Source organism: Tolypothrix tenuis PCC 7101, from assembly GCF_963874875.1.
Classification (GTDB): domain Bacteria; phylum Cyanobacteriota; class Cyanobacteriia; order Cyanobacteriales; family Nostocaceae; genus Aulosira; species Aulosira tenue.
On record NZ_CAWNJS010000001.1, the window covers coordinates 7,818,602 to 7,841,919 of the forward strand.

A 23,318-nucleotide genomic window follows, 5' to 3' on the forward strand; every position below is an offset into this window, starting at 1 on the left:
TTTATCTCCAATTACTGCAAAAATCGAATTTATAGTTATAAAACTAACGTTGATATTGAAAATTTAGTCTGATGGAATAATTTCCCAATCAGGCTCAAGAAAAATAACTCCCATATTGGCGAATGGAGTACGACCAGTTCCATATATATCTGTCTCTTCTATACGAAAACTTAAATACCCACTTAAAGTGTCAACATCAATAGATCCATTACCTAACCATATATCTACTGTGTATTCTCCTTGAAGAAAAGGAGGATTTTTAAGTGTGCAACACATAGTAGCCGATTCATAAGAATTACCATTAGTTTCAAAACCTGTCATTCGGGTGTTTACACCACCAATAGTGCCAAACACTGCATGATTGATTACAACACCCATCACAGGATCTGTTATTTTTGTAATATTTGTTGCATCAAATGTCATTTCAAACGTGATATCTGAACCTAGAGGATAGCTGGTTTGCTCACGCCCATTTGAATCTAAAACTCGTGCAGAAGTGATAAAAGGTTTTGCCCAAGATGGACGAAAAGCTTGTAAATTTCTTTCAGCTTCTTGTTGACTTTGAATTGAAGCTTCTAAATAACGTTTAATTGCATCTTCTGTTTTCCCATAAAAAATTAATTCACCACTTTGAAGCATCAATCCGGATGAACACAAATTACTAATAGCTGCCATTTGATGACTAACGAAAATTACAGTCCTTCCTTCAGAAGCCACATTCTGCATTTTGCCCAAACATTTCTTTTGAAACTGAGCATCTCCAACAGCTAAAACTTCATCTACAATTAAAACTTCTGGTTCCAGATGCGCCGCCACCGCAAACGCTAAACGCACATACATACCAGATGAATATCGCTTTACTGGCGTATCTAAAAATTTTTCTACTTCTGCAAAATCAACAATCTCATCAAACTTGCGTTGAATTTCAATCTTGCTCATCCCCAAAATTGCACCGTTGAGATAAATATTTTCTCTGCCTGTCAATTCTGGATGAAACCCTGTACCAACTTCTAATAAACTTGCTATCCTTCCTTGAATGCCAATCCTACCACTAGTTGGCTCTACAATTCGGCTTAATATTTTTAATAATGTTGATTTGCCTGCGCCATTACGCCCAATAATACCAACTCTTTCACCCTGCTTAATTTCAAATGAAACATCCTTCAAAGCCCAAAATTCTTCACGATTGGGATTATATATTTGCTGAACAGAAGGTTTAAAAAGTCTTTTACTTAGCGAGTCAACTCCTTTAGTAATAGAATCTCGCAAGGTTTTGTTTTTGCTGTTGACTTCTTTTTGATGACTAATAATGTACTTTTTACTCAGATTCTCAACTCGAATTATTGTATCAGACACGCAATCAACTCCTTGCTAAATCACATCAGCAAATTTCCGTTCCATCTTGCGGAAATACCAAATTCCGCTAAAAAAAACTAGGGCAACTAGTCCTACCGATAAAGCAAATCCTGGTAAATAAATGCTTGCTTCTCCTCCTAAGATTGCCCAACGAAAGCCATCAATTACCCCTACCATTGGATTGATTGAGTAGAGTAAGCGCCACTGTTCTGGCACAACACTACTACTGAAACCTACAGGTGAAATATATAAACCAAACTGAACAATAAAGGGCACAATGTAGCGGAAATCTCGGTACTCTACATTCAATGCTGCTAACCATAATCCTGCACCCATTGATGCGGCAAATCCAATCAATATAAATATTGGCAGTGTCAAAATTCGCCAGTCGGGCACAAAGTTGTACCATGCCATCAACGCTAACAGAATCATGCCAGAAATCATGAAGTCTACAAAGCTTACAATTACCGAACTGGTAGGTACAATCAAGCGAGGAAAGTAAACTTTAGAAATTAGGTTAGCATTTGCTATCAAGCTGTTGCTACATTCACTCAGCGCATTGGAAAAAAACTGCCAAGGTAACAAAGCCGAGAATACCAATATCGGGTAAGGCGCACCCCCTGAAGGTAACTTGGCAATATTACCAAATACGATTGTGAATACTACCATTGTTAAAAATGGTCGAATTAAGGCCCATGCAAACCCAATTACTGTTTGTTTATAGCGCACTAAAATATCGCGCCATGCTAGAAAGTAAAATAACTCTCTGTATTTCCACAGGTCTTTCCAATACTGGTTCTCAGTTCGACCTGCCTCAATGATGAGTTCTCTATTATTCATTTACTTAGTCGTAAGTCGTATGACTATATATGAGCAGTATGTAATTGTTTGCAAATCTGCAAAATCTGCATTTTTCCCAAAAGATACTTCTTCTGGTACTTACGCAAATATGATTCTTCAATCTCCTGTTCCATTCAGGAAGACTTCTGCAAAACGACTGGATGAGAGTAACTGTTTTGTAGCCAGCCACATAAAAGGTGGAATTGTTGTCATATAACGGCTCCAGAGACGGCGCGGTTCTTGAATCCAGCGATAAAGCCACTCAAAACCTAACTCTCTAATTAAGCGAGGTGCGCGCTTATGGATTCCTGCGTAAACTGGGAAAACTCCGCCGACTCCAATCATTACGGCTTGAATTTTACCTTTGTGTTGAGCCATCCAGTTTTCTTGTTTTGGACATCCTAAAGATACAAAGACTAGACCTGCACCACTTTTATTGATTTTTTTGATCAAATCTGCGTCTTCAGTTTCAGTCAGAGGACGGAAGGGTAAAGCTTCCATCGCTGCTATTTTCAGGTTGGGAAATTCTTGCTCTAGCCTTTGCCGCATTCTGGCAAGGATTTCGGTTTGGGAACCTAGAAAGAAAACACTGACATTTTGTCTTTGAGCTAGCTTACATAATCCTTGTAGAATATCCATTCCGGCTACGCGGTCTTGGGAACTCGCACCCATCCGCCGCATCATCCAAACTAACGGCATTCCATCAGGAGTGACGACATCTGCATTTTTTAGTACTCTAGCAAACTCGGGATTCCAATGAGCTTCCATGAGCATATGTACATTGGCAACGCAGACTGTTTTACTCTCTCGAGCGATCGCCCACTTCAGTATTGTTTGTATTTGGTTTTCAAAAGTTAATGCAGTAATGGGAAAATCCAGAACTTTTTGAGTAGGTACTAATTTTACCTCTCCCATAAATTCCTCCTGTGTCAAAAATCCTAAACATCAATTAGTTCATTGCCAACTGTGGAACAATCAGGTGATCCTATTGCTGACTTTCTTCTCAGTTCTTGGCATGGTCTGACTCATACACATGGAGATGCAATAGCTTTATCAGTAAGATTCTGGTTACCCTGGTATTTTTAAAACATGCGTTTCTCGTATCTTAGTTTACAAGCTTATCTGAGGCTTTTCCCAAAATTTACTATAAACTTTATGGTTACTTTATATTTACTTTGCAATTTCTTTACAAAAATATTACATTTTATGTAAATATCATGAACTGAGTAAGAGATCATCTGGAAAAAGAATTACGTAGAACAACTGGAAAATAATATTTTCAAGCTTCTAGCTCGAAGATAGTAGAGACAAAAAATCTCATGAACTCTCTGAAAATAGATATTGGCAGTAACTAAAGTTGTAGTTAATTAATATACATTTTGCTACGGTATATTGTTGTTTGTGTATTCAATTAGGGTGATTATCTAGAGATTTCCGCATCATCCAGAACTGGTTGCAGGTGCTGCGCTCATCAGTAAATTGGCTGAAATTGGTATCAAACTCAAGCTAAAAATCAAAAACTATGTAAGCTGAAGAATTATCTGTGTGCATATATTACACTTTAATCAAATTATAAAGTATTAATTTCCACACAAAAGCAAGTTTAATTTCCTAATTAGCTAATGACTGCCTAACACAGTAATAGTTCCCTGATAATGTTGCAGATAACTGTTTCGTACATTGATAACACAGACTCACCTGATTGTAAACGCTTTTTGACCTGATATTTATTACCTTGATTCTGCAATTAACAGCGTCATCTTCCCTAGTATTGATTTCAGTATTGGTGTCTGATTTAAAATTTAATTTTTAATTAAATGACTTAATAATTTTTGTTTATATTTCAGGCAATTATCTTTTAAATCTATATTTTTTGCATTTGCAACTAAATAAAAAAGGAGAAGATTAATTGTTCTTCTCCTTTGGCATTATTATTTTTATTGTCCGATTTTTGAGTTTCTTTCAGTCTTTGTCGCAACATTTGCCTTTGTTTTTTAAGTTGTCGCTGTCTTGCTGAACCACCTTTCCCTTTATCATTCCTGCCTTCTCGGCGAGGAGATTCCCATCTTTTTAATCTCATATTTTTTTACTCTCTGTGTAACTGGAAAGTGAATAACAATGGTGACTATGACGAAATGCAGACACAAACTTAATCAATTAATTTTGATTAGGCAGGAATTCTTACATCTCATCGTTAGCTCATAACTATATTAGCATTAAATCTTAATGGTTAGTTAGGCATGAAAAAAATAAAAGTATAAACACTTATTATTTAAATAAATATTATACATACTATACAAGTATAAAAACAGAGATAATATGTAACATTAACTACTTTTTACCAAGTCTGATGAGTCTTGGTTTTGATAGTTGATGATTTCGGAGTTTGATATTGAAGACCATAATGTATGGAATGCAGATAGTATCATTTCAAAATCTAGACGCAGTTAACTGTTGTATAGTTTCCTTTGTCCAATAAAATAATTGGCGCTGAGATGATGTTCCATATTCAAATTGTGTAATTCTAGTGGATAAAATGCCTATCTCACAATACTTTCGACTTTTTAGGCGTATTACTAGATATGCTTTAGCTGAGTAAGCTAAAGACTAGTCACGCTAGCTTGTAGCAAGTATTAACTTGCTTATCTAAAAAAGTCAATTACGATAATTTGATGACTCTTGTTAGAGAGCCGTTCAGGAAAAATTCTGATAACTCGGTTATTTTAAAGTGGGCAGGAGGAGAATCGAACTCCTATGACCGCAAGGTCGCCACATTTTGAGTGTGGTGCGTCTACCAGTTTCGCCACCCGCCCTTAGATGCAACTTTACTAATATACACTATCTGAGAGTTTTTCAACAAGGATGGAAAATTATTTTTCTGCGGATTTGACTAAACTGGAATCAATATCCTCTAGTTTGGCACAGCCACTTAGTGCCATAGCTAAACTTAACTCATCCTGTAGCAGCGAAATTACATGGGATGCACCAGCTTTTCCAGCTACTGCGAGTCCCCATAAAATCGGCCGCCCAATTAGTACAGCTTTTGCGCCTAAAGCTAAGGCTTTAAGAATATCTGTACCACGACGGATTCCACCATCCATCAAGATTTCGGCTTTACCATCTACTGCGGTGACAATCTCAGCTAAAGCATCTAAAGATGCGATCGCACTATCCAATTGTCTGCCACCATGATTAGAGACAACTATTGCTTTGACTCCGCACTCGACTGCACGTATGGCATCATCTCCTCGTAATATACCTTTTATCACCAAGGGTAGAGGGCAAATTGATTGCAACCATGCTAAATCATCCCAAGTTAGTGCCGGGTTTAGCTGTTGAGCAAAATAAGTAAACAACCCAGATTCCCCTTGTGCATGGGGTATATCTAACCCTGAGATGGTTGCAAGATTAGCGGCGTGTAAACCTGGAGGTAAGGAAAATTCGTTACGCTGATCGCGTTCGCGCCTTCCCAACATGGGAGCATCTACAGTTAAACATAATGCTTTGTAACCTGCATTGTAGGCTCTTTCGACTAAAGTGCGAGTTAAGCTTCTATCTTTATGGATGTAGAGCTGGAACCATTGCAAGGCATCAGGGAAATGTTGGCGTATCTCTGCAACTTGTTCAATGGTTTTAGTCGCCAAAGTACTGAGAACCATACCTACACCTGCTGCAGCCGCAGCTTTGGCGGTAGCGATTTCTCCCTCTGGATGGGCTAGACATTGAAACGCCATTGGTGCAATGAGTAAAGGTAGGGCAAGAGGTTGCCCTAAAATTGTGGTAGATAAATTGCGATCGCTCACATCTACTAACATGCGCGGACGCAACTTTAAACGCTCAAATGCAGCGCGGTTATCTCGTAATGTAATTTCATCTCCAGCACCGCTACTGTAATAATCAAGCGCCATCTGCGAAAGGTGGTTTTTCGCTAACTCTTCGTATTCAAAAAGGTTGATCGGTTGCAATTGATTGTGGATGTTGGCTAGGCGTTCGGTATTTTAATATCTCACGCCTAGATGCAGAGGTGCAAAGGAGAAGACAAGATGCTTAACTTACCAATTTCGCCATCCACCTTTGGATGTAAGTTCGGTTGGTTTATGGTTGTACAATAAGTTTTGATATTCTTTGCTACTTGCCCATCTGTCAATTTCTCTGGCTCGCAGTACTGGTACTGGGTGAGTTAATTGGGCTGTGCGGGCGGCTTTGACCATTTCGCCGAGTTCGTTCTTGCTAATATCATCGTAGGCACGAGCTTGAGCAACAAAAGCATCAAGGTTGAGTTGCGGTGCTAAAGTTGGCGAACCACCAGCTAACTTCATCAAAACTGACATCACAACTTTGGGATCTTGGGTAGCTAACAATGCGGCGCGATCGCAAGTAAACTCAGCACAGCGTACCCACTCTAACAGTTGTGTTTGTATTGCTTGAGCAATGAAAGAGCCGACATTAGGCAAGATTGCGGCTGCTAAGATGAGTAAATTTACGGGGGTTAGGTAAACACTATGGTCGCATTTAAGATGTCCTAACTCATGGGCAATGACAGCTTGAATTTCTTGTGGTGTCAGGATATCGATTAGCGAAGTATGCACCACAATGAAAGGTTGCTGACCTCGCATTGCAAAGGTATAGGCATTAGGTGCTGGATGTTGCCTGATATATAACTGAGGAGGTTCTATATCTAAGATTTTGCAAGCTTCTAACAGCAATTTGTATAAATCTGGCAGTTGGTTTTCACCTACCAAAACGCTAGAGGCAATATTTTCTACATAAAAAACCTGCTCTGCCATTGGCCCAAGCAGATTCCGCACCATCATATCTAAACCTGGGATCTGTTTGAGAGTTTTTGTAGCTTCCAAGTCTAAGGGATGACGAAAGGAGTCGGCTTTTAAACCAATCAGCGGTGTTTTTAATGACATGGTGTGAGAAGCGTAAAAGGGAATGGGAACTGGGTATTAGGGATTGGGTATTGGGGAGGGGAGGATTGGGTATTAATTATTTTTCCTTTGTTCCCCTTATTCTTATTGTCTTCCCAGTCCCCAGTCCCCAGTCCCTAATTCCTCATCCCAGTATAACGATTTAGCAGGGCGGGTATTGCCCAACTACTTACTAGGACTGAATGGAGGCGGGGGAATTACTGGTACTAGCAGCTGCGCCATCTGCGGATGGTTCGCCTACACGCAGAATTTTCGCACCCAGCTGTTGCAACTTGAGATCGAGTTGATCGTAGCCGCGATCGAGGTGGTGTAAACCCTGAATTGTAGTTGTGCCTTCTGCTGCCAACCCTGCTAAGACTAGCGCTGCTGATGCTCGCAAGTCCGTGCCTAATACTGGTGCGCCTGATAACATTGGTACCCCTCGAACAAAGGCAGTGTTACCTTTGACACGAATATCAGCCCCTAAGCGATTTAATTCGGAAGCATGACGTAAGCGATTTTCAAACACTGATTCGTTAATCAGGCTGTCACCTTCTGCCAAAGTTAGCAAAGCCATAAACGGCGCTTGCATATCTGTGGGAAACCCGGGATGCGGTAGAGTTTCTATATCGGTGGCTTTGAGGGTTGTCGCAGGGAGAACACGTAAGCAGTCGGGCGCTTCTTCAATAATGGTTACGCCAATATCCCGTAACTTAGCAAGAACTGGGGTTAAATGCTCTGGACTGACTCGTGAGAGGAGCAGTTCTGAGCGAGTAATCGCCCCTGCTACTAAAAATGTACCAGCCTCAATGCGATCGGGAATAATGCTGTATTCTGTCGAATGCAACTTGGACACCCCGACGATGGTAATTGTACTGGAGCCAGCACCTTGAATCTTGGCTCCCATTGCGTTACAGAAATTTGCCAAATCAACTACTTCTGGTTCCCGTGCGGCGTTTTCGATAATGGTTTCGCCATCTGCAAGAGTAGCAGCCATCATCAAAGTTTCAGTTGCGCCCACGCTGGGGGTATCCAGATAAATTCTGGCTCCTTTTAATCTGCCATTGCTTCCAGGAACATAGGCATTACAAATGCCATGCTCAATCTGAACTTCGGCTCCCATTGCTTGCAGTCCGCGGACGTGCAAATCAACCGGTCTGGCTCCAATTGCACAACCTCCTGGTAATGGCATCTGGGCTACTCCCAGCCTTGCCAAAATCGGCCCAATGGCAAAGAAACTTGCCCGCAGTTGGGTAACTAATTCGTAGGGAGCCTTGGAAGTGGTAATTTCACTGGCATTGATATCTAAAATGTCGCCGTTGCGTGTGAGACGAACGCCCAAAGCAGATAAAACCTCACCCATCCGTTCCACGTCCGCTAATAAGGGGACATTATGGATACGGCAATCTCCTGAACATAGCAAGGTTCCAGCCATGATCACCAGTGCTGAATTTTTCGCCCCGCTAATTTTTACATGACCCCGCAAAGGATGCCCGCCCCAAATTTGCAAGACTGAGGAGTCTGCTTCCAGAGTGGATTTGGCATCTGGTAAGCTGCTAGAAGGATTAATAAGCCTACCTCCAAGATAAATATGTCAATTTTATAAGGTTTGAAGTTGGTTCTGATTCTACAGTAAAGATTTGATTTGTCTACATTCTGTGCCTATTTCTTGCATCAATAAATGGTATTTTTCGGTCGGGGCTAATGGCTGAAAACGAGTAAGGGCAAAGTTTATAAGAATTTAAAATTTCTGATAACTAGCAAAAATATAAATTCTTGGCTGGTACCATCCGATACCCTGAAAAACCAGACACAGGAATTGACAAATTTAGATAAATGCGTAATAATCATAAATGGTCATGTTAAATGCCAGCGGAACTGGCGGAATTGGCAGACGCGCTAGATTCAGGTTCTAGTGCCGCAAGGCTTCCGGGTTCAAGTCCCGGGTTCCGCATCTGAGTAATGAGTGCTGAGTGTTGATTCCTGAGTAGGAAGAAGACTCAGCACTCAGCACTTTTAACTCACTACAGTCATGTTGACCAGTTTACAAAATCCCCTAGTGAAGCAAATTCGCAAACTACACGCAGCGAAGGAGCGACATAAGCAAGAATTATTTTTATTAGAAGGGACGCACTTGTTAGAAGAGGCTTGTGCGGTAAATTATCCTTTAGTGGCAGTTTGTTGCACTCCCGAATGGCAAGCTTCTCATCCTGAACTTTGGGAGCAAGCTTGTAATCTTTGTGATCGCTCTGAAATTGTCAGTGCAGAAGTTTTAAATGCGATCGCCACCACAGTCCAACCAGATGGGGTAGTCGCCACCGCCAAAAGGCGCGATCAAAAAACACAATTACCTGTGACTGGTATAGTTCTGGCTGTAGAAACTTTGCAAGATCCCGGTAATTTAGGCACGATTATTCGCACAGCCGCAGCCGCAGGTGCTTCAGGTTTATGGCTGAGTGGCAATAGTGTAGATTTAGATAACCCCAAAGTTTTACGCGCCTCTGCTGGACAATGGTTTCGTTTGGCAACAGCAGTGACAGAAGATTTAACAGCGACAATTGTGCAAAGTCAGCAAGCGGGAATGCAAGTCGTCGCTACTTTACCCAGCGCTAAGTTAACTTACTGGGAAGTAGATTGGCGCAAACCCAGTTTAATTTTATTGGGCAATGAGGGTGCTGGTTTGTCACCAGAGATCGCAGCAATGGCAGACAAGCAAGTACAAATTCCCCTCAGTCCAGGTGTAGAATCCTTGAATGTGGCGATCGCAGCTGCGTTGATGTTATATGAAGCCCAAAGGCAAATGATTTATCGTCAGTAATACTTGATTTAAGTAAGTTGGTGCATATAGGCTTTAAGCCCTTACCAATAATACCACTTGCTTTAAGCCGGGAAACCCGTAAGGGCGCAGTGGCTCACAAATGACTAAGGTCAAATGACAGCCTTTCCCACTTATCTTTAAATTGCGCCAGCCTACTTATTTGATGCGTTCTGCCAGATATTTCTCAATATCAGCCACCGCATCTTCAAAAGCTTCTAGATCGATAGCAGCTAAATCTTCTTCTTCAGCCTTGAGTTGAGCATCGCTGAGACTACCGTTAGACAATCCTGATGTAGTTTGCTCTGGGATGGGATTTCCTTGTAACATAGTCTCCAATTCATCCAAGGCTGCTTGAAATTCTTGGGCCGCCGTTTCCCGTTCTTCTTGCTGACGTTGCTCCATAAGATTGACCTGAGAATGTGAATTTATTGGCACGATTTTGAATGCAGTGACTAAATTTGTATCTTTTTGAGATTACATATCATAGTCTTAACTTTCCGGAATCATCGCGTCATATTGTATCAAATTTACATATTGAGAGTGGAAACTGGAACCGTGATCATTACTAGAAAGTTTTCATCAGGATTTCATACATAACTACTAGTTCGTGGAGACGCTAGAGTTTATTATTGCTGAGAATTTATCTAACATCATAGTGGGAATGGGTCGTGGACGCATGGTTTTAGCATCTACCCATACCCACATAGCTTCGGCTGTTACTAGTAACTCATCTTGGTTTTGTTTACGAATTTCATAAAGTCGGAAGCAGCGAGTCCCCCGTATTTCCCGCAACCAAGTTGTGACTTCTAAAGTATCACCTGCTACGGCTGGGCGGAGATAGTCAATTTCTACCCGCCGCATCACAAATACACCACCCGATTCTTTGTAGACATCTAAACTTAAACCTAGGTGTTCCGAGTGTTCAATCGCTGCTTGTTCAAGATAATTTTGATAGACAGCATTGTTAACATGTCCGAGAGCATCCATTTCGTAGTGACGAACACGTAGTAAAGTTTTGAAGAATTGCATGGAGATTTGTAACTTGATCGGTGTTTGAGACTTTCTTTATATTAGTTTTTTTGGATCAGCGAGATTTATACCTTTAGAGCAGCTCAAATCTTGCTTGGAAGAAACGAAGATATTTAGGTTCATAAACCATCTTCAATCCCCGCAAGCGATGGCGATTGTAATATACTTCGTCTACTGCTTCTGCAGTTAAATCCATGTGAGCTTGAGTATAAACGCGGCGAGGGATTGTTAGCCGCACTAGTTCTAACTCTGGATAATAGTGGTCACCTGTATCTTTGTTGCGTCCTGCGGAAACAATACCACGTTCCATTGCTCGAATACCCGCTTCTCGATATAGTTCTGCTGCTAAAAGCTGTGCAGGAAATTGGTCTTGGGGAATGTGGGGTAAGAAAGCTTTCGCATCTAAATAGATTGCATGACCACCAATCGGCACAACAATGGGAATATTCCAATCTAGTAGCTTTTGTCCTAGATACTCAACTTGCCCTATCCTTGCCCGAATATGATCGTCTTGGACTGATTCTTCAATACCTATGGCCATAGCTTCCATGTCACGCCCAGCCATACCGCCGTAAGTATGCAAACCCTCATAAATAACAATCATGTTACGTGCTTCTTCGTAAATATCGGGATCGTTCAAGGCTAGCCAACCACCAATATTTACTAATGCATCCTTCTTACCACTCATAGTGCAACCGTCTGTATAGGAACAAAATTCCTTTAAGATGATGGCAATTGATTGCTGGTGATAGTCTGCTTCTCGTTGCTGGATAAAGTAAGCGTTTTCTACAGCACGAGTAGCGTCAAGAATGATACGGATATCGTGACTTTTAGCTAATTCGTAGACAGCACGTAAATTTGCCATAGAAATTGGCTGTCCACCTGCCATATTCACTGTACCAGCAACGCTAATATAAGGAATGCGTTCCGCACCAACACGTTTAATCAGGTCAGTTAACTTTTGTAAATCGACATTACCTTTAAAGGGGTGTTGCGATCGCGGATCGTGGGCTTCATCAATAATTACATCAACAAAAGTACCACCAGCCAACTCTTGATGTAACCTGGTGGTGGTGAAATACATATTACCGGGTATGTAATCACCGGGTTTAATCAAAATTTTGGAGAGAATATTTTCCGCACCGCGTCCTTGGTGGGTGGGGAGAATGTAACGATAGCCGTAATATTTTTGGATAGCCTCTTCTAAACTATAGAAATTTTTGCTACCAGCGTAAGCTTCATCTCCCACCATCATCCCAGCCCATTGGCGATCGCTCATGGCAGAAGTGCCGCTATCAGTCAGCAAATCTATATAAACATCTTCAGAACGCAATAGAAAAGTGTTGTAACCAGCCTCTGCGATCGCTTGTTCGCGTTCAGCACGAGTAGTCATTTTTAACGGCTCAACCACCTTAATTTTATATGGTTCAGCCCAAGAGCGACGACGACGTGGGCGTTCTGGTATAGCGTCTGTCATAATTCTTGACTCCTTCATCTAGGCTTGCTGAATATTTGCATACCATTTTGGTGTGTGAAACCAGGATTGCCAAGATTGTCAAAGTAATTCGTAATTGATATAACGAATCAACTCTGCGAAAATTCAACAGCTAATAGAGTTGATTAAATTGTAACGCTGCTCATTTGAGGGAAAAGGCGATCGCTTAAACTGTTCGCTTCTGTTGCAACTTCTTCACATATTCTGCGATCGCTGTTTCCATCATGGGGATGTTGTGTATCTGGAATCGAGTATAAATCAGTATATTTAGAGAACTGAGGGTGATGATGCGATCGCACTCAAAGCTATACTAAATCTCACTCTAATAACCAAGCAAACAACTCTTTGACTGTCAGCTGTAACTTACCCGCAAACAATGGCGTAGGTAGAATTGCATCTGGCTCGTCAAACACCTCAGTTTCTTGCTTAGGGCGATAAACAAACACCGTTTGCTCATCTGGATCAATCAACCATCCCATTTGAGTTCCATGCTTGAGACAATGGAGAATATTTTTGGTTACCTTTGTTTGGCTTTGATCGGGAGACAAAATTTCAATTGTCCAATCGGGAGCAATGGGGAATATGTTAGCAACTTCTCCATTTTCATCGCGAGGAATCCTACTCAAGATAAACACTGCGATATCTGGTACAGTTGAACGTCCGCCAAATGTACAACGCAATTCAGGAAATGCACGAGCAATACGCTGAGGTTTAACTACACAATTGATCGCAGGTATAAGTTCTCCTTGCAACGTGCTATGTTTCCCTTGTGGCATTGGTTTGGGGATAATTTGACCATCAATATACTCACTAGCAGGTTTTGTTTCTGGTAGCTGCAGAAACTCCTCCAGTGTTAGAGTTTTGCTTGCGGCTTGTAGCATTTAGGGATTGGCTCTAGAACTGCTAGACTATCTCAAATCTTTATTGTACATTTTGGTAATTTTGGTCAATGGCGATCGCTTTCGGTGTTGCGAAAGAAAGCGAGACCGCTTAATTGCTTATTCACTTAAATTACTCATTTCTATTTATAAAGTACAACTGCCGTTATTGTTTGCCTCCGATCAAATGACTGAATTGAATGTAATTTGGAGAACTGATTTTAAGCATTTGCTCTGGAATACTATGAGCATCAGTTATTTTCTCACGTGTAGTTCTCTTATTAATGTTGATATTTCTGATAGTAACAAAGCGGTAAACATAAGTGTCCAAGAAATTTTTTTCACCCCAAAACTCTTTACCAATTTTCTGGCAATAGGTTATAAAACACTTAGCACCCTTAAGTTGCTGAATGATTTCCCATTCTGGACTTGTCTTAGTCTTTGCTTTCATTTCAATGCAGAGAATGACCTTTTTTGTATCAGTATCAGCAACGATGACAAAATCTGCACGCTTACACTCACCTTTTGAGCCAGAAAAGATGGTTGAAGGCGATTGAAAAGCATCGGCCTTGATGACAATAACTTGATCTTCATTAGGCATTCCATGAATTGTGACAATACAACTGGGTAAATCCGGTTCTATAAGTTTTACTTGCTTTTTGTTGTGGTGCGCTTCCAATGGAACTGTAGCGGTTGCCTTAATCATCTGTTTCAGGATAGCAATATCAGACATTAATCCTGACCCCAGACGATCGCTTCTTGAATCCTATTCATGGTTTCTATGGTTGTATCAAAGCTACGAGCTTCAATACCCAGTTCTAGATTAATGTCAGCTGGTGTTAAGGTCTGGCATTTAATTCTTTTTGTTTTTCCCTCTAGTATTATTGGTGCTTCTTCCGCAATATAAACTTTGATTTTTTCAGGAGAAATCAGTTCTGCTGGGCGATAACCTTCTTCTTCAGCAATTCGCTTGAGATGGGTTTTATCTTGATTAAGCATAATCAGCGTATTCAGTTCTTTGATGATGTAATCACTGTGGGTGGTGATGAAAACCTTAATACCGAGGTTTACCAATCGAGCGAAAAGCCGTGCAACGCGTCGCTGGTTTTCCGGGTGTAGATTCATTTCGGGTTCGTCCACCATCAGTAAATCGCCAAGTTGAGCCTCATGTCTCAGGTAAAAGCCTATATCTAGTAAGGAACGCACGGCACTAGAACTTTCATCCATAGAAAGCCTGACTCGTTTACCCTTGGGCACATAGTAAAGCTCATCGTTGCGAGTCACAGTATACTCGCCACCAATAATATCAGCAAAATCATCCAGTACATCTTTATGATGTTCGGCAATAAAACTGCTTTTTTTGACAATGCTTTCAAGCTGCCGAATAAAGTCCACATTTGTCTTTATTGGTAGAGCATAATCATCATAATCTTTCAGTAAAAGCTCCCTTGGGTCAATGTTTTTATCCACCTGACCCATTTCTTCCAGCAGCCGATTCCGGGCGAAATTCAACTCTTTGCGAAAAATAGCAGCACCAGTTCTTTCTGCACTAGCGATAAAAGGACGAGGAAAAAGCCGCTCAAAAATAATGTGTTTAAGAGCATCAGCAATAATGCGTTCAAGGACATCGGTAGGAATTGTTACCTGCTCTTTCTCAACAAGTAAGGTTACAACTAATTCTGTGCTTTCTTCGCTTTTAGTGATCGAAAAAAGTTCTGCATTAGCGGCTCTCATTTTCAAATCAAATCTGTCTACCAAACGAATATTCTGGATATCCAGAATTACCTGAAAATTAGTTGTTTTAAATCGTTCCGTCTGTGCTGCAAAAATCTTAGGTAATTGCTGAGTATATGCCTGACAACCATTAGCAACAATCTGCTCAGACTGTTTGATGTATTCTTGTATATTAAGACGAACTACGCCGTTTGCCAGAAGTTGCTCTATTTTATCGCTGCTAATTGGGATCGAAAACATTCGCTGCCAAGTATATAAAAAGCCAAACAAGGCATAAGTAGCGTAGGTCTTGCCTGTATTATTGCAGCCACAAATGATCGTCAGGTCGCCAAGCATAAATTCGGCTTGCTTTAAAGCACCAAGATTTTTGACTTTAATTTTCATTGCCGTATTCCTTTAGCGATCATCCCTTAGCATCCTCCTCAACCATACCAGCTGGGTTTGGGCAATGGGTAAACCTATGTTCACTGTTGCTTTGGTAGACAGATTTGACGTAATTTCAGTGCAATGGCATAAATCTATATCTTCATCATTCATGACATCTAAGCGTTGCCAATAAGTCTGCGATTTGTTCAAATTAGTTTCTCTGTTCATGGTAGGCTCCTAACTAATCAAACTACGGCAGCTTCTGGAATCGCACCTTGCATTTTACTCATAGCATCAAGTAAACTCTGCAATTGTTTATCAGCTTTGAGAACTGCTAAACCTCGCACTGTTACTTTACCTGGAGAATAGACAAAGCGTGTTTTCAAACTGTCTGGTAAATTCGCCGCTAGTAAGTTCCAAGCTGGTTCTTCCATTGGGGTTTCTAAAATGATGTGCTGTTTATTTTCGGGTTTAATGCGACTAAATCCTAATTTCTTGGCTAATTGTTTAAGTTCCATTACTCGCAATAATTGACTAGCTGGCGCTGGAATTGCACCGTAGCGATCGCTCCATTCGGCTTGAATCTGGTTTAATTCTTCTCTAGATTTCGCTGCTGCTACTGCACGATAAGCACTCATCTTTTGATCTAAGTCGGGGATGTAATCAGCAGGAATGAATGCTGTGAGGTTAAGGTCAATTTGCGTATCGTCAACTTTGGGAATTTCCTGTCCGCGGATTTCACGAATCGATTCTTCCAACATTTCCATATACAAATCAAAGCCGATCGCATCCATTTGACCGGATTGTTCTGCACCTAGCAAGTTCCCGACACCGCGTATTTCCATGTCGCGCATTGCGAGTTGATACCCAGATCCTAATTGCGTAAATTCCTGAATGGCTCGTAATCTCTGGCGTGCAGCTTCCGATAAGGTTCGCTGCTGGGGGTAAAATAACCAGGCGTGAGCTTGAATCCCCGCACGTCCCACACGACCCCGTAATTGATACAATTGCGCTAACCCGAAACGGTGGGCATCTTCAATTAAGATGGTGTTGACTCTGGGAATATCTAAACCAGATTCAATAATTGTCGTACAAACCAAAATCTCTGCATCACCATTGTTAAAGGTAAGCATTGTTGATTCTAGCTGTCCTTCATCCATTTGACCGTGAGCTACGGCAAACCTAGCTGAGGGAATGATTTCGCGCAATTTTGTTGTTGTCTCTTCAATGCCTTCTACTCGGGGAACTACGTAAAATACTTGTCCACCTCTGTCTAGTTCTTGACGAATAGCTGTACGGATAGTTTCATAATTCATCTGAGCCAGATGAGTTTGAATTGGTCGCCGAGATGGCGGTGGGGTAGTAATTAAGCTCATTTCCCGAATCCCCGATAAAGACATATACAAGGTACGGGGAATGGGTGTAGCAGACAGTGTTAGCACATCCACCTGAGTTTTGAGGCTTTTAATTTTCTCCTTTTGGTTAACGCCAAAGCGTTGTTCTTCATCCACAACCAACAGTCCTAAATCGCGGAAGGATACACCTTTGCCTAAAAGTTGGTGTGTTCCCACTACTATATCTAGTTCTCCCGTAGATAAGCGCTTTTGAATTTCTCGCCGTTCCTCAGCAGTGCGGAAGCGATTGAGTAAGCCAACATTCACCGGGTAAGGTGCAAAGCGTTCTTTGAGGGTGTGGTAATGTTGCTGGGTGAGGATGGTTGTCGGCGCAAGTAAAGCCACTTGTTTACCAGCAGTGACAGCTTTGAAAATGGCGCGAATAGCAACTTCCGTTTTCCCGAAACCCACATCGCCACAAACCAAGCGATCCATTGGGCGATCGCTTTCCATGTCGCGTTTGACATCTTGTACAGCTTTTAACTGGTCTGTAGTCGGTTGGTAGGGGAAAGAATCTTCCATTTCCTCTTGCCAAGGCATATCTGCTGGGTAGCTAAAGCCTTGTTGTTGCGATCGCGCCGCATACAATTTCAGCAAGTCCACTGCCAATTTCTTGATGGCTTTGCGGACTTTATTTTTGGTATTCTCCCAAGCTTTACCCGTCATTTTGTGCAGTTCGGGTGCTTTATCGGCGGTGGTGCGGAACCGAGATAAAGAACCAACTTGATCGGCTGCAACTCTCAGCAAACCGTCAGCATACTGCACCACAATATAATCACGGGTTTCATCGTTAATTGTCAGACTTTCGAGTTTGACAAATTTACCAATCCCGTGGCTGCGGTGAACTACATAATCTCCCGGACGTAGCTTATTAGGGTCAACTTGCTTCGATGCAGCTTGGCGGCGCTTGCGAATATAGCTAGGAGTAGCTAAGGAATGCTGTCCGTAAAATTCCCTGTCTGTAACTACTACCAAGCGGAAGGTGGGGAGAATAAAACCTTCCAGTTCCGCCAACCCAGAATATTTAAGCGCTACAGGTATATGGTTAATTTGTAGCTTCTCAATTGCGAGGTAATCACGGGGATTTGGGATAAACTGCGCTGGACAGTCATGTTCTTGCAACAGCGAAACCGAACGGGAAGGTTGAGCCGAAATTAGCCAAGTCGAAAAATTGCGATCGCGTTCTTGGCGTAATGTGTCAGCAAGTTTGGCAAATTGATGTGGTGTAACCGGAACAGGTCTACTGGCAAGATTAATGCCAGTATTTTCTTCTGCCAGTTCCGATAAATATACTCGTTTAAACTTCTCTGCTGTTGCTAAACAGTCATCAAAAGACCGATGGATTTTTGGCAATTGTAAAGAACCCAGCCCAATTTCCCCAGTTCCCAGAGACCATTGTTCCTCAGCATTTTCTACCCAGCGATCGCTATGAGCATGACATTGTTCTGGCTCATCGATGGCAACTAGAGTATTTTCGCTTAAATAGTCTAACAAAGATGCTGGTTGCTCAAAAGCTAACCCTAAAAAGCGACGGCTACCTTCTAAGAGTGCTGAGTCTGAATCTAATTCAGCAGTTATGGCTGCGAAATCAGCACGATTTTTTAGTTCATCTGTGACAATAGGCGCAAAGCTGGTAGGTGTGAGAACAATGTGGTCAATTTTGTCAAGGGCAGATCGTTGAGTTGAGGGATCGAATTCCCGGATTTGTTCGATTTCGTCACCAAACCATTCCAACCGCACTGGTAACTCTGACGCTACCGGAAAGATATCAACAATATCACCGCGCCGACTCCATTGCCCTTCTGTTTCTACCAAGGGTACTCGTTCATAGCCTAAAGTAGCGAGTTTCGTACTAAAGGTATTTAAGCCAAATTCCATCCCCTTTTTTAAAGTCAAGCAATAAGGGATAAAAGCCTCTGGTGGTGGTAAATGAGGTTGTAGCGCCCCCGTTGTCGCTACAATGGCAATTTTTGACTGTTGACCTTTGACCGTTGACTCTTGACTCTTCACCAAATCAGCCAACACCTGCATTTGTCCCCAAGTCATTTCCGTTTCCGGGTCAAAAGGCTCATAGGGTGATGCTTCGGAGGTGGGATAAAAATAGACATTTTTCCATCCCATTGCTTCTAATTGTGCATAAGCGCGTCCTGCTTCCTCCAAAGTGGCACACACCACAAATAAATTCTTTTCAGAATGCTGTGCCAATGCCGAAGCCACTAAACCCTTAGGAAGGCGGGGAATACCATTTAACCGCAAATCCTGTTGACGATTGAGTTTAGAAACTAGCTCGGTGGTTAGTGGCGATCGCACTAAAGCACGCACAATAGAAGAAAATGCCATAACTTTTACTATAAATTTGGAGTCGTCGAGTAGCAGCTTATGTCAACTATTTTAAATACTGTTAACAGCCGTCTGGGGATTGGGGACTGGGGACTTGGGACTGGGGATTGGGGACTGGGGAGATGAAAAGACAAGGTGAGAAATTCCTATTACCAATTACCAATTACCAATTAACCCATGCCTAATGCCCAATGCCCAATGCCCCATCCCCCATTCTCTTTATGTACAATTAAAGCGTTTATCGATGCACCTTTAATACTAGATACTAAGAGTTAAGCTAAGTTCGCTCTTGATAGCGGCAATTATAAGAATGTCCTCCATGACTTTTGAAATTTTAATCATTTTGGTATTAATTATTGCCAATGGGGTGTTTTCTATGTCCGAGATGGCCATCGTCTCGGCGCGTAAGGTCAGGTTACAGCAGTTGGCTAATCAAGGAGACGCAAAAGCAAGAGCAGCATTGAAACTCGCTGAGTCTCCCAATCAATTTTTTTCTACCATTCAAATTGGGATTACCCTGATTGGAATCCTGACTGGTGCATTTGGTGGCGCGACTATTGCGGAAAAGTTAGCGGTTTATGTGAAGTTAATTCCGTTTTTAGCAGCTTACAGTCAGCCAGTTTCATTCGGGCTAGTAGTTTTAATTATCACTTATTTGTCGCTGATTGTGGGCGAATTAGTGCCGAAGCGCTTGGCATTGAATAACCCAGAAGCCATTGCTGCGTTTGTAGCCATACCGATGCGGGCTTTAGCTGCGATCGCATCTCCAGCCGTTTACCTTTTAAGTGCTTCTACGGAAATGGTGTTGAGGGTGTTAGGAATTAGACCATCTACTGAGCCGCAAGTCACGGAAGAAGAAATTAAAATCTTAATTGAGCAAGGTACTGAGGCTGGTACTTTTGAAGAAGCTGAACAGGACATGGTAGAGCGAGTATTTCGCTTAGGCGATCGCCCTGTCAGCGCTTTTATGACTCCTCGCCCCGATATTGTCTGGCTGGATTTAGAAGACAGTGCAGAAGAAAACCGCGAGAAAATGGTGGATAGTGCCTATTCTCGGTATCCAGTTTGTCAAGAAGGATTAGATAACGTCCTAGGTGTCATTCCAGTGACAGATTTATTAGCTAGGAGTTTTAAGGGTGAGCCTCTCGATTTAACTGTGGGATTACGACAGCCTGTATTTGTGCCAGAAAGTACCCGTGGTTTAAGAGTTTTGGAGTTATTTAAACAAACCGTTACTCACATGGCACTGGTAGTAGATGAATATGGTGTAATTCAAGGACTAGTAACCCTCAATGACATCATGAGCGAAATTGTGGGTGATGTGCCAGCCGATCCCAGTCAGGATCAACCCCAAGCAGTACAAAGAGAAGATGGTTCCTGGCTGTTAGATGGAATGTTACCTGTAGAAGAATTTTTAGAAATATTTGATATGGAGGAATGGCAACCAGATGAGCGAGGTAGCTATCAAACTTTGGGTGGCTTTGTGATTACTCATCTAGGCCGAATACCCGCCGCCGCAGATCATTTTGAATGGCAGGGGATGCGTTTTGAAGTCATGGATATGGATGGCAATAGAGTTGATAAAGTACTGGTGATTCCCAGAAATCATAAATCAACAGAGTCCACAGAATCTTAGACATGAGTCAAAAAAGTCAAGCATAAATAAAGCAACTCATGTATAAGGGCGTATATATTGCGCCCTTAAATTACTTGAATATTGTTGCTAATAATAAAATATAGTTCAGTTAAAAAAATTAATCGATAAGCTGTTCCATATTTAACTTGCATATATTGGGCGGGCAAGATGCCCCACCCCACAATAAACATACAATTTCAGATTATGCAAACTAGATGTGGTTTGGCTTAACAAAACCAAAAAACTAGTTACTCAACAAAGAAAACAGAACAATAATTTTGGAGGGGGTTTGGGGGATTCTCCCCCAATTCTGATGGCTTTTTTAATAAGGATAAATCAATCGCTAATGAGCTTATACCACTTCAAATAATGTTTGCTACACATAACATCAATATATTCTAGAGGGCAAGGCATTTCCTTGCCCCTAAGTATGTCGCATTCTTTTTTCAAATTGGTATTAACTAAACCTTATTGGCTTATAATGATTTTTCTGACTTACCGGTAATACATCAAATGACAGAAAATATACCTTAATAAATTAGAGTTTTATTTAAATAAAATTGCAATATTTTTCCACCTAAAACTCATACAATAATTATCTAAACTTAATTTTATATTGCACAACTTTGGATACGATCGTACAACTCATACCAACAACCCCAATTGTTTATATTTTTCAAATCTTTTCTGAGAAATAAGTTGGTGAAATCAAAGGGAAGATGACCTAAGGGAGCCTCAAGACTATAATTTATTTGCTCGTCTTTGAGCCACTTACCATTTACAATCCAAGCGACATGCTCGGTAAAATCTTTGCATTTTAAATTTAGATCTTCAGATGCTTGGCTTGCTCTTTGCCAAATACAAGTTTGAATACTAAATCCAAAATGTAAATTACTATAATTCAACCAGAGCTTATCAATGATTCGCAAATCTTCACAAGGGAAATTTGCAATAGATTCACCAGAAAACAATATCTGATTCATCATTGGTAACTCTAAATTCAAGTTGTTTATTTGTTGACTGGCAATAGTGAAAATAATTTTTGTGGTTTCTATATCTGCTGCTTGCCAGTTTTTTTCTGATAGAAGAAGCTGCAAATTAGAGTAATCTATACTAAATTTATTGTTAAAGATTTGAATATCGTCTTGACTAATTCTAAAATATTCTGGCTTAATTATGCTTTTTTCAACTCCGATATTAATTTCACTAAATTTTGCAGATTTTTCATGAATTAAATAGTTCAAAGTCTCTTGATAGGCTTGCTTTTGCTGTAGATAAAAATCGTGCAAGATATCAGTATATGGTTTGAGCAAATCTGATGAGCATTGCCCAATTGCCAACTCTGGCTCTAAATCAAATAGTTGTGGTTCGTATAAATGATTGAGATGTAAGTAATACCAATCTGTGAGTAATGCTGCTAGTAGTTGGTGAAGCGTCACTATAATTTGCCGAATAGTGCGAATAGCCCGCGTCTCATTATAATCAGCTGCTTGTAAAGCTTCATAGGCTTCTTCCCAGTTCCAAGTAGGTAGATTAATTTTAGCTATCTTGCTATTATTGGGATGCCAAAAATTTGCATGAAAATAAACTTCATAATCAGTGATTTTGCTGTGCAGTACGACTGTAGGAATAGGCGGCAAAATTTGTTGTAATTGAAGGATATCCGTATCACTAATGGCACGCATAAAATAGTCGCCATAAAATTCTACAGGGCATAGATCACTGTTGAGAGGATAATCTCTATGGAGAAAAGTTTTTAATTTTTCTGGAAGTTCAATTGGTAAATCATGTTGCAAAGAAGATGGACAATGAGGACTAATATGTGGTGGTGCTACTAATACTAGTAACCGATGTTTTTTTTGCCCATTACTTAAAATATTGTAAGTTTCTTCCCGGCTAAAAATATTTGATAAATCTCTTTGTTCAAAGAAGTTGCGAATATCTGGTAATTGACGCTGAACTTGATTAGCTTGCCATTCACCTAATAATTCAAGAAGTTGTTTACTACACTCCACACGCAACTGTTTTGGTAACTCATTGAGGTGATTGTCGCTAATTGCATGAGATTGTATGATTGCTTCTATGTAGCGATTGTCATCTTTAAATAAAGATCCTAAGAAAACTGAAGTACTATAACTAGTAGCGATTTCATCAATTGTTCTGCTAATGCTATTAGCAGTACTTTTAAGCAAATTTGAAATAATTGTGTCAACTATAAGAGGTAAAGATACCATTTTTGCATACTTCTCCACAAAGGAGTAGATTTGATTGTGTGCCAGAATTCACTCTGTTGTAGCCTGTGACCAGGAAATGTGTCACTAAGGGACTTCCAACTAAAAAAATTATTCCATCCCTGCGGGACGCTACGCGAACGCTGTGTATGCAGAGGGGGCAGAGGAAGCAGAGGAGAAAAAATCTATCACTATGAACATGGGATAAGGGACTTCCAACTAAAAAAATATACTATCGCTTTCTTGGCAGGGGGCAGGGGGCAGGGAGCAGGGGGAGAATAAAAATAT

General features: G+C 41.0%; 19 protein-coding genes and 2 tRNA genes. 3 read left to right on the forward strand and 18 right to left on the reverse strand.

Translation table 11 applies throughout. The features are described from left to right. Positions 1-63: 63 nt before the first annotated feature. The 8 genes from AACU25_RS30805 to murA all read right to left on the reverse strand — a co-directional run bounded on the left by AACU25_RS30805 (position 64) and on the right by murA (position 8,679). Complete coding sequence (locus AACU25_RS30805; protein WP_096582188.1) at positions 64-1,356, reverse strand: ABC transporter ATP-binding protein; 1,293 nt, start codon at positions 1,354-1,356, stop codon at positions 64-66. A 15-nt stretch (positions 1,357-1,371) separates the two neighbouring features. After that, on the reverse strand, positions 1,372-2,196 hold the full coding sequence (locus AACU25_RS30810) for an ABC transporter permease (protein ID WP_096582190.1): 825 nt from the start codon (positions 2,194-2,196) through the stop codon (positions 1,372-1,374). Between the two features lie 117 nt (positions 2,197-2,313). Next, positions 2,314-3,111, reverse strand: coding sequence for a WecB/TagA/CpsF family glycosyltransferase (locus AACU25_RS30815; RefSeq protein ID WP_096582192.1), 798 nt, complete (start codon positions 3,109-3,111; stop codon positions 2,314-2,316). Between the two features lie 970 nt (positions 3,112-4,081). After that, on the reverse strand, positions 4,082-4,276 hold the full coding sequence (locus AACU25_RS30820; RefSeq protein WP_096582194.1) for a hypothetical protein: 195 nt from the start codon (positions 4,274-4,276) through the stop codon (positions 4,082-4,084). A gap of 649 nt (positions 4,277-4,925) precedes the next feature. Continuing rightward, a tRNA-Leu gene (locus tag AACU25_RS30825) sits at positions 4,926-5,009 on the reverse strand. A gap of 57 nt (positions 5,010-5,066) precedes the next feature. Further along, positions 5,067-6,161 carry an alpha-hydroxy-acid oxidizing protein gene (locus tag AACU25_RS30830; protein ID WP_199347196.1) on the reverse strand — a complete coding sequence of 365 codons (1,095 nt, stop codon included), beginning with the start codon at positions 6,159-6,161 and terminating at the stop codon, positions 5,067-5,069. An 87-nt stretch (positions 6,162-6,248) separates the two neighbouring features. Further along, the gene (locus AACU25_RS30835) at positions 6,249-7,112 is read right to left on the reverse strand and encodes a M48 family metallopeptidase (protein ID WP_096582198.1); all 864 of its coding nucleotides are present in this window, start codon (positions 7,110-7,112) and stop codon (positions 6,249-6,251) included. 190 nt (positions 7,113-7,302) lie between these two features. Beyond that, positions 7,303-8,679, reverse strand: coding sequence for a UDP-N-acetylglucosamine 1-carboxyvinyltransferase (murA, locus tag AACU25_RS30840; RefSeq protein WP_096582200.1), 1,377 nt, complete (start codon positions 8,677-8,679; stop codon positions 7,303-7,305). A gap of 302 nt (positions 8,680-8,981) precedes the next feature. Between murA and AACU25_RS30845 the strand changes: the two genes are divergently transcribed. Together AACU25_RS30845 and AACU25_RS30850 are read left to right on the forward strand one after the other, a co-directional pair. After that, positions 8,982-9,063 (forward strand) — tRNA-Leu (locus AACU25_RS30845). 78 nt (positions 9,064-9,141) lie between these two features. After that, positions 9,142-9,927, forward strand: a complete 786-nt coding sequence (locus AACU25_RS30850; RefSeq protein ID WP_096582202.1) for a TrmH family RNA methyltransferase — start codon at positions 9,142-9,144, stop codon at positions 9,925-9,927. 156 nt (positions 9,928-10,083) lie between these two features. On the opposite strand, the gene AACU25_RS30855 is transcribed toward AACU25_RS30850, so the two are convergent. The 9 genes from AACU25_RS30855 to mfd form a co-directional block, all read right to left on the reverse strand. Then, positions 10,084-10,329, reverse strand: a complete 246-nt coding sequence (locus AACU25_RS30855; protein WP_096582204.1) for a hypothetical protein — start codon at positions 10,327-10,329, stop codon at positions 10,084-10,086. 198 nt (positions 10,330-10,527) lie between these two features. Next, positions 10,528-10,956 carry an acyl-CoA thioesterase gene (locus tag AACU25_RS30860; protein ID WP_096582206.1) on the reverse strand — a complete coding sequence of 143 codons (429 nt, stop codon included), beginning with the start codon at positions 10,954-10,956 and terminating at the stop codon, positions 10,528-10,530. 73 nt (positions 10,957-11,029) lie between these two features. After that, positions 11,030-12,433, reverse strand: coding sequence for a tyrosine phenol-lyase (locus tag AACU25_RS30865; protein WP_096582208.1), 1,404 nt, complete (start codon positions 12,431-12,433; stop codon positions 11,030-11,032). 143 nt (positions 12,434-12,576) lie between these two features. After that, on the reverse strand, positions 12,577-12,750 hold the full coding sequence (locus tag AACU25_RS30870; protein ID WP_190445645.1) for a hypothetical protein: 174 nt from the start codon (positions 12,748-12,750) through the stop codon (positions 12,577-12,579). 18 nt (positions 12,751-12,768) lie between these two features. Further along, entirely contained in the window at positions 12,769-13,332 is a 564-nt protein-coding gene (locus AACU25_RS30875; RefSeq protein WP_096582210.1) for a Uma2 family endonuclease, read from the reverse strand. A gap of 163 nt (positions 13,333-13,495) precedes the next feature. Further along, positions 13,496-14,062, reverse strand: a complete 567-nt coding sequence (locus tag AACU25_RS30880) for a hypothetical protein (RefSeq protein WP_096582212.1) — start codon at positions 14,060-14,062, stop codon at positions 13,496-13,498. Then, complete coding sequence (locus tag AACU25_RS30885; RefSeq protein ID WP_096582214.1) at positions 14,062-15,447, reverse strand: AAA family ATPase; 1,386 nt, start codon at positions 15,445-15,447, stop codon at positions 14,062-14,064. The genes AACU25_RS30880 and AACU25_RS30885 overlap by 1 nt, the downstream gene beginning before the upstream one ends. Before the next feature lie 12 nt (positions 15,448-15,459). After that, positions 15,460-15,657: a hypothetical protein gene (locus AACU25_RS30890; protein WP_096582216.1), complete on the reverse strand. Its 198-nt coding sequence runs from the start codon at positions 15,655-15,657 to the stop codon at positions 15,460-15,462. A gap of 17 nt (positions 15,658-15,674) precedes the next feature. Next, positions 15,675-19,163, reverse strand: a complete 3,489-nt coding sequence (mfd, locus tag AACU25_RS30895) for a transcription-repair coupling factor (RefSeq protein WP_096582218.1) — start codon at positions 19,161-19,163, stop codon at positions 15,675-15,677. 310 nt (positions 19,164-19,473) lie between these two features. On the opposite strand from mfd, the gene AACU25_RS30900 reads away from it, so the two are divergent. Beyond that, positions 19,474-20,799, forward strand: a complete 1,326-nt coding sequence (locus tag AACU25_RS30900) for a hemolysin family protein (protein ID WP_045868022.1) — start codon at positions 19,474-19,476, stop codon at positions 20,797-20,799. 611 nt (positions 20,800-21,410) lie between these two features. Here the strand turns inward: AACU25_RS30900 and AACU25_RS30905 are convergent. Then, positions 21,411-23,033: a GUN4 domain-containing protein gene (locus tag AACU25_RS30905; protein ID WP_321206599.1), complete on the reverse strand. Its 1,623-nt coding sequence runs from the start codon at positions 23,031-23,033 to the stop codon at positions 21,411-21,413. Between the last annotated feature and the right edge of the window lie 285 nt (positions 23,034-23,318).

Bases quoted from the DNA above. Each gene is read 5' to 3' on its own strand.
- AACU25_RS30815 (WP_096582192.1), bottom strand. From the start codon at position 3,111: ATGGGAGAGGTAAAATTAGTACCTACTCAAAAAGTTCTGGATTTTCCC.
- AACU25_RS30880 (WP_096582212.1), bottom strand. From the start codon at position 14,062: ATGTCTGATATTGCTATCCTGAAACAGATGATTAAGGCAACCGCTACA.
- AACU25_RS30865 (WP_096582208.1), bottom strand. From the start codon at position 12,433: ATGACAGACGCTATACCAGAACGCCCACGTCGTCGTCGCTCTTGGGCT.
- AACU25_RS30820 (WP_096582194.1), bottom strand. From the start codon at position 4,276: ATGAGATTAAAAAGATGGGAATCTCCTCGCCGAGAAGGCAGGAATGAT.
- AACU25_RS30850 (WP_096582202.1), top strand. From the start codon at position 9,142: ATGTTGACCAGTTTACAAAATCCCCTAGTGAAGCAAATTCGCAAACTA.
- AACU25_RS30810 (WP_096582190.1), bottom strand. From the start codon at position 2,196: ATGAATAATAGAGAACTCATCATTGAGGCAGGTCGAACTGAGAACCAG.
- AACU25_RS30905 (WP_321206599.1), bottom strand. From the start codon at position 23,033: ATGGTATCTTTACCTCTTATAGTTGACACAATTATTTCAAATTTGCTT.
- AACU25_RS30860 (WP_096582206.1), bottom strand. From the start codon at position 10,956: ATGCAATTCTTCAAAACTTTACTACGTGTTCGTCACTACGAAATGGAT.
- AACU25_RS30875 (WP_096582210.1), bottom strand. From the start codon at position 13,332: ATGCTACAAGCCGCAAGCAAAACTCTAACACTGGAGGAGTTTCTGCAG.
- AACU25_RS30900 (WP_045868022.1), top strand. From the start codon at position 19,474: ATGTCCTCCATGACTTTTGAAATTTTAATCATTTTGGTATTAATTATT.
- AACU25_RS30890 (WP_096582216.1), bottom strand. From the start codon at position 15,657: ATGAACAGAGAAACTAATTTGAACAAATCGCAGACTTATTGGCAACGC.
- mfd (WP_096582218.1), bottom strand. From the start codon at position 19,163: ATGGCATTTTCTTCTATTGTGCGTGCTTTAGTGCGATCGCCACTAACC.
- AACU25_RS30855 (WP_096582204.1), bottom strand. From the start codon at position 10,329: ATGGAGCAACGTCAGCAAGAAGAACGGGAAACGGCGGCCCAAGAATTT.
- AACU25_RS30835 (WP_096582198.1), bottom strand. From the start codon at position 7,112: ATGTCATTAAAAACACCGCTGATTGGTTTAAAAGCCGACTCCTTTCGT.
- AACU25_RS30885 (WP_096582214.1), bottom strand. From the start codon at position 15,447: ATGAAAATTAAAGTCAAAAATCTTGGTGCTTTAAAGCAAGCCGAATTT.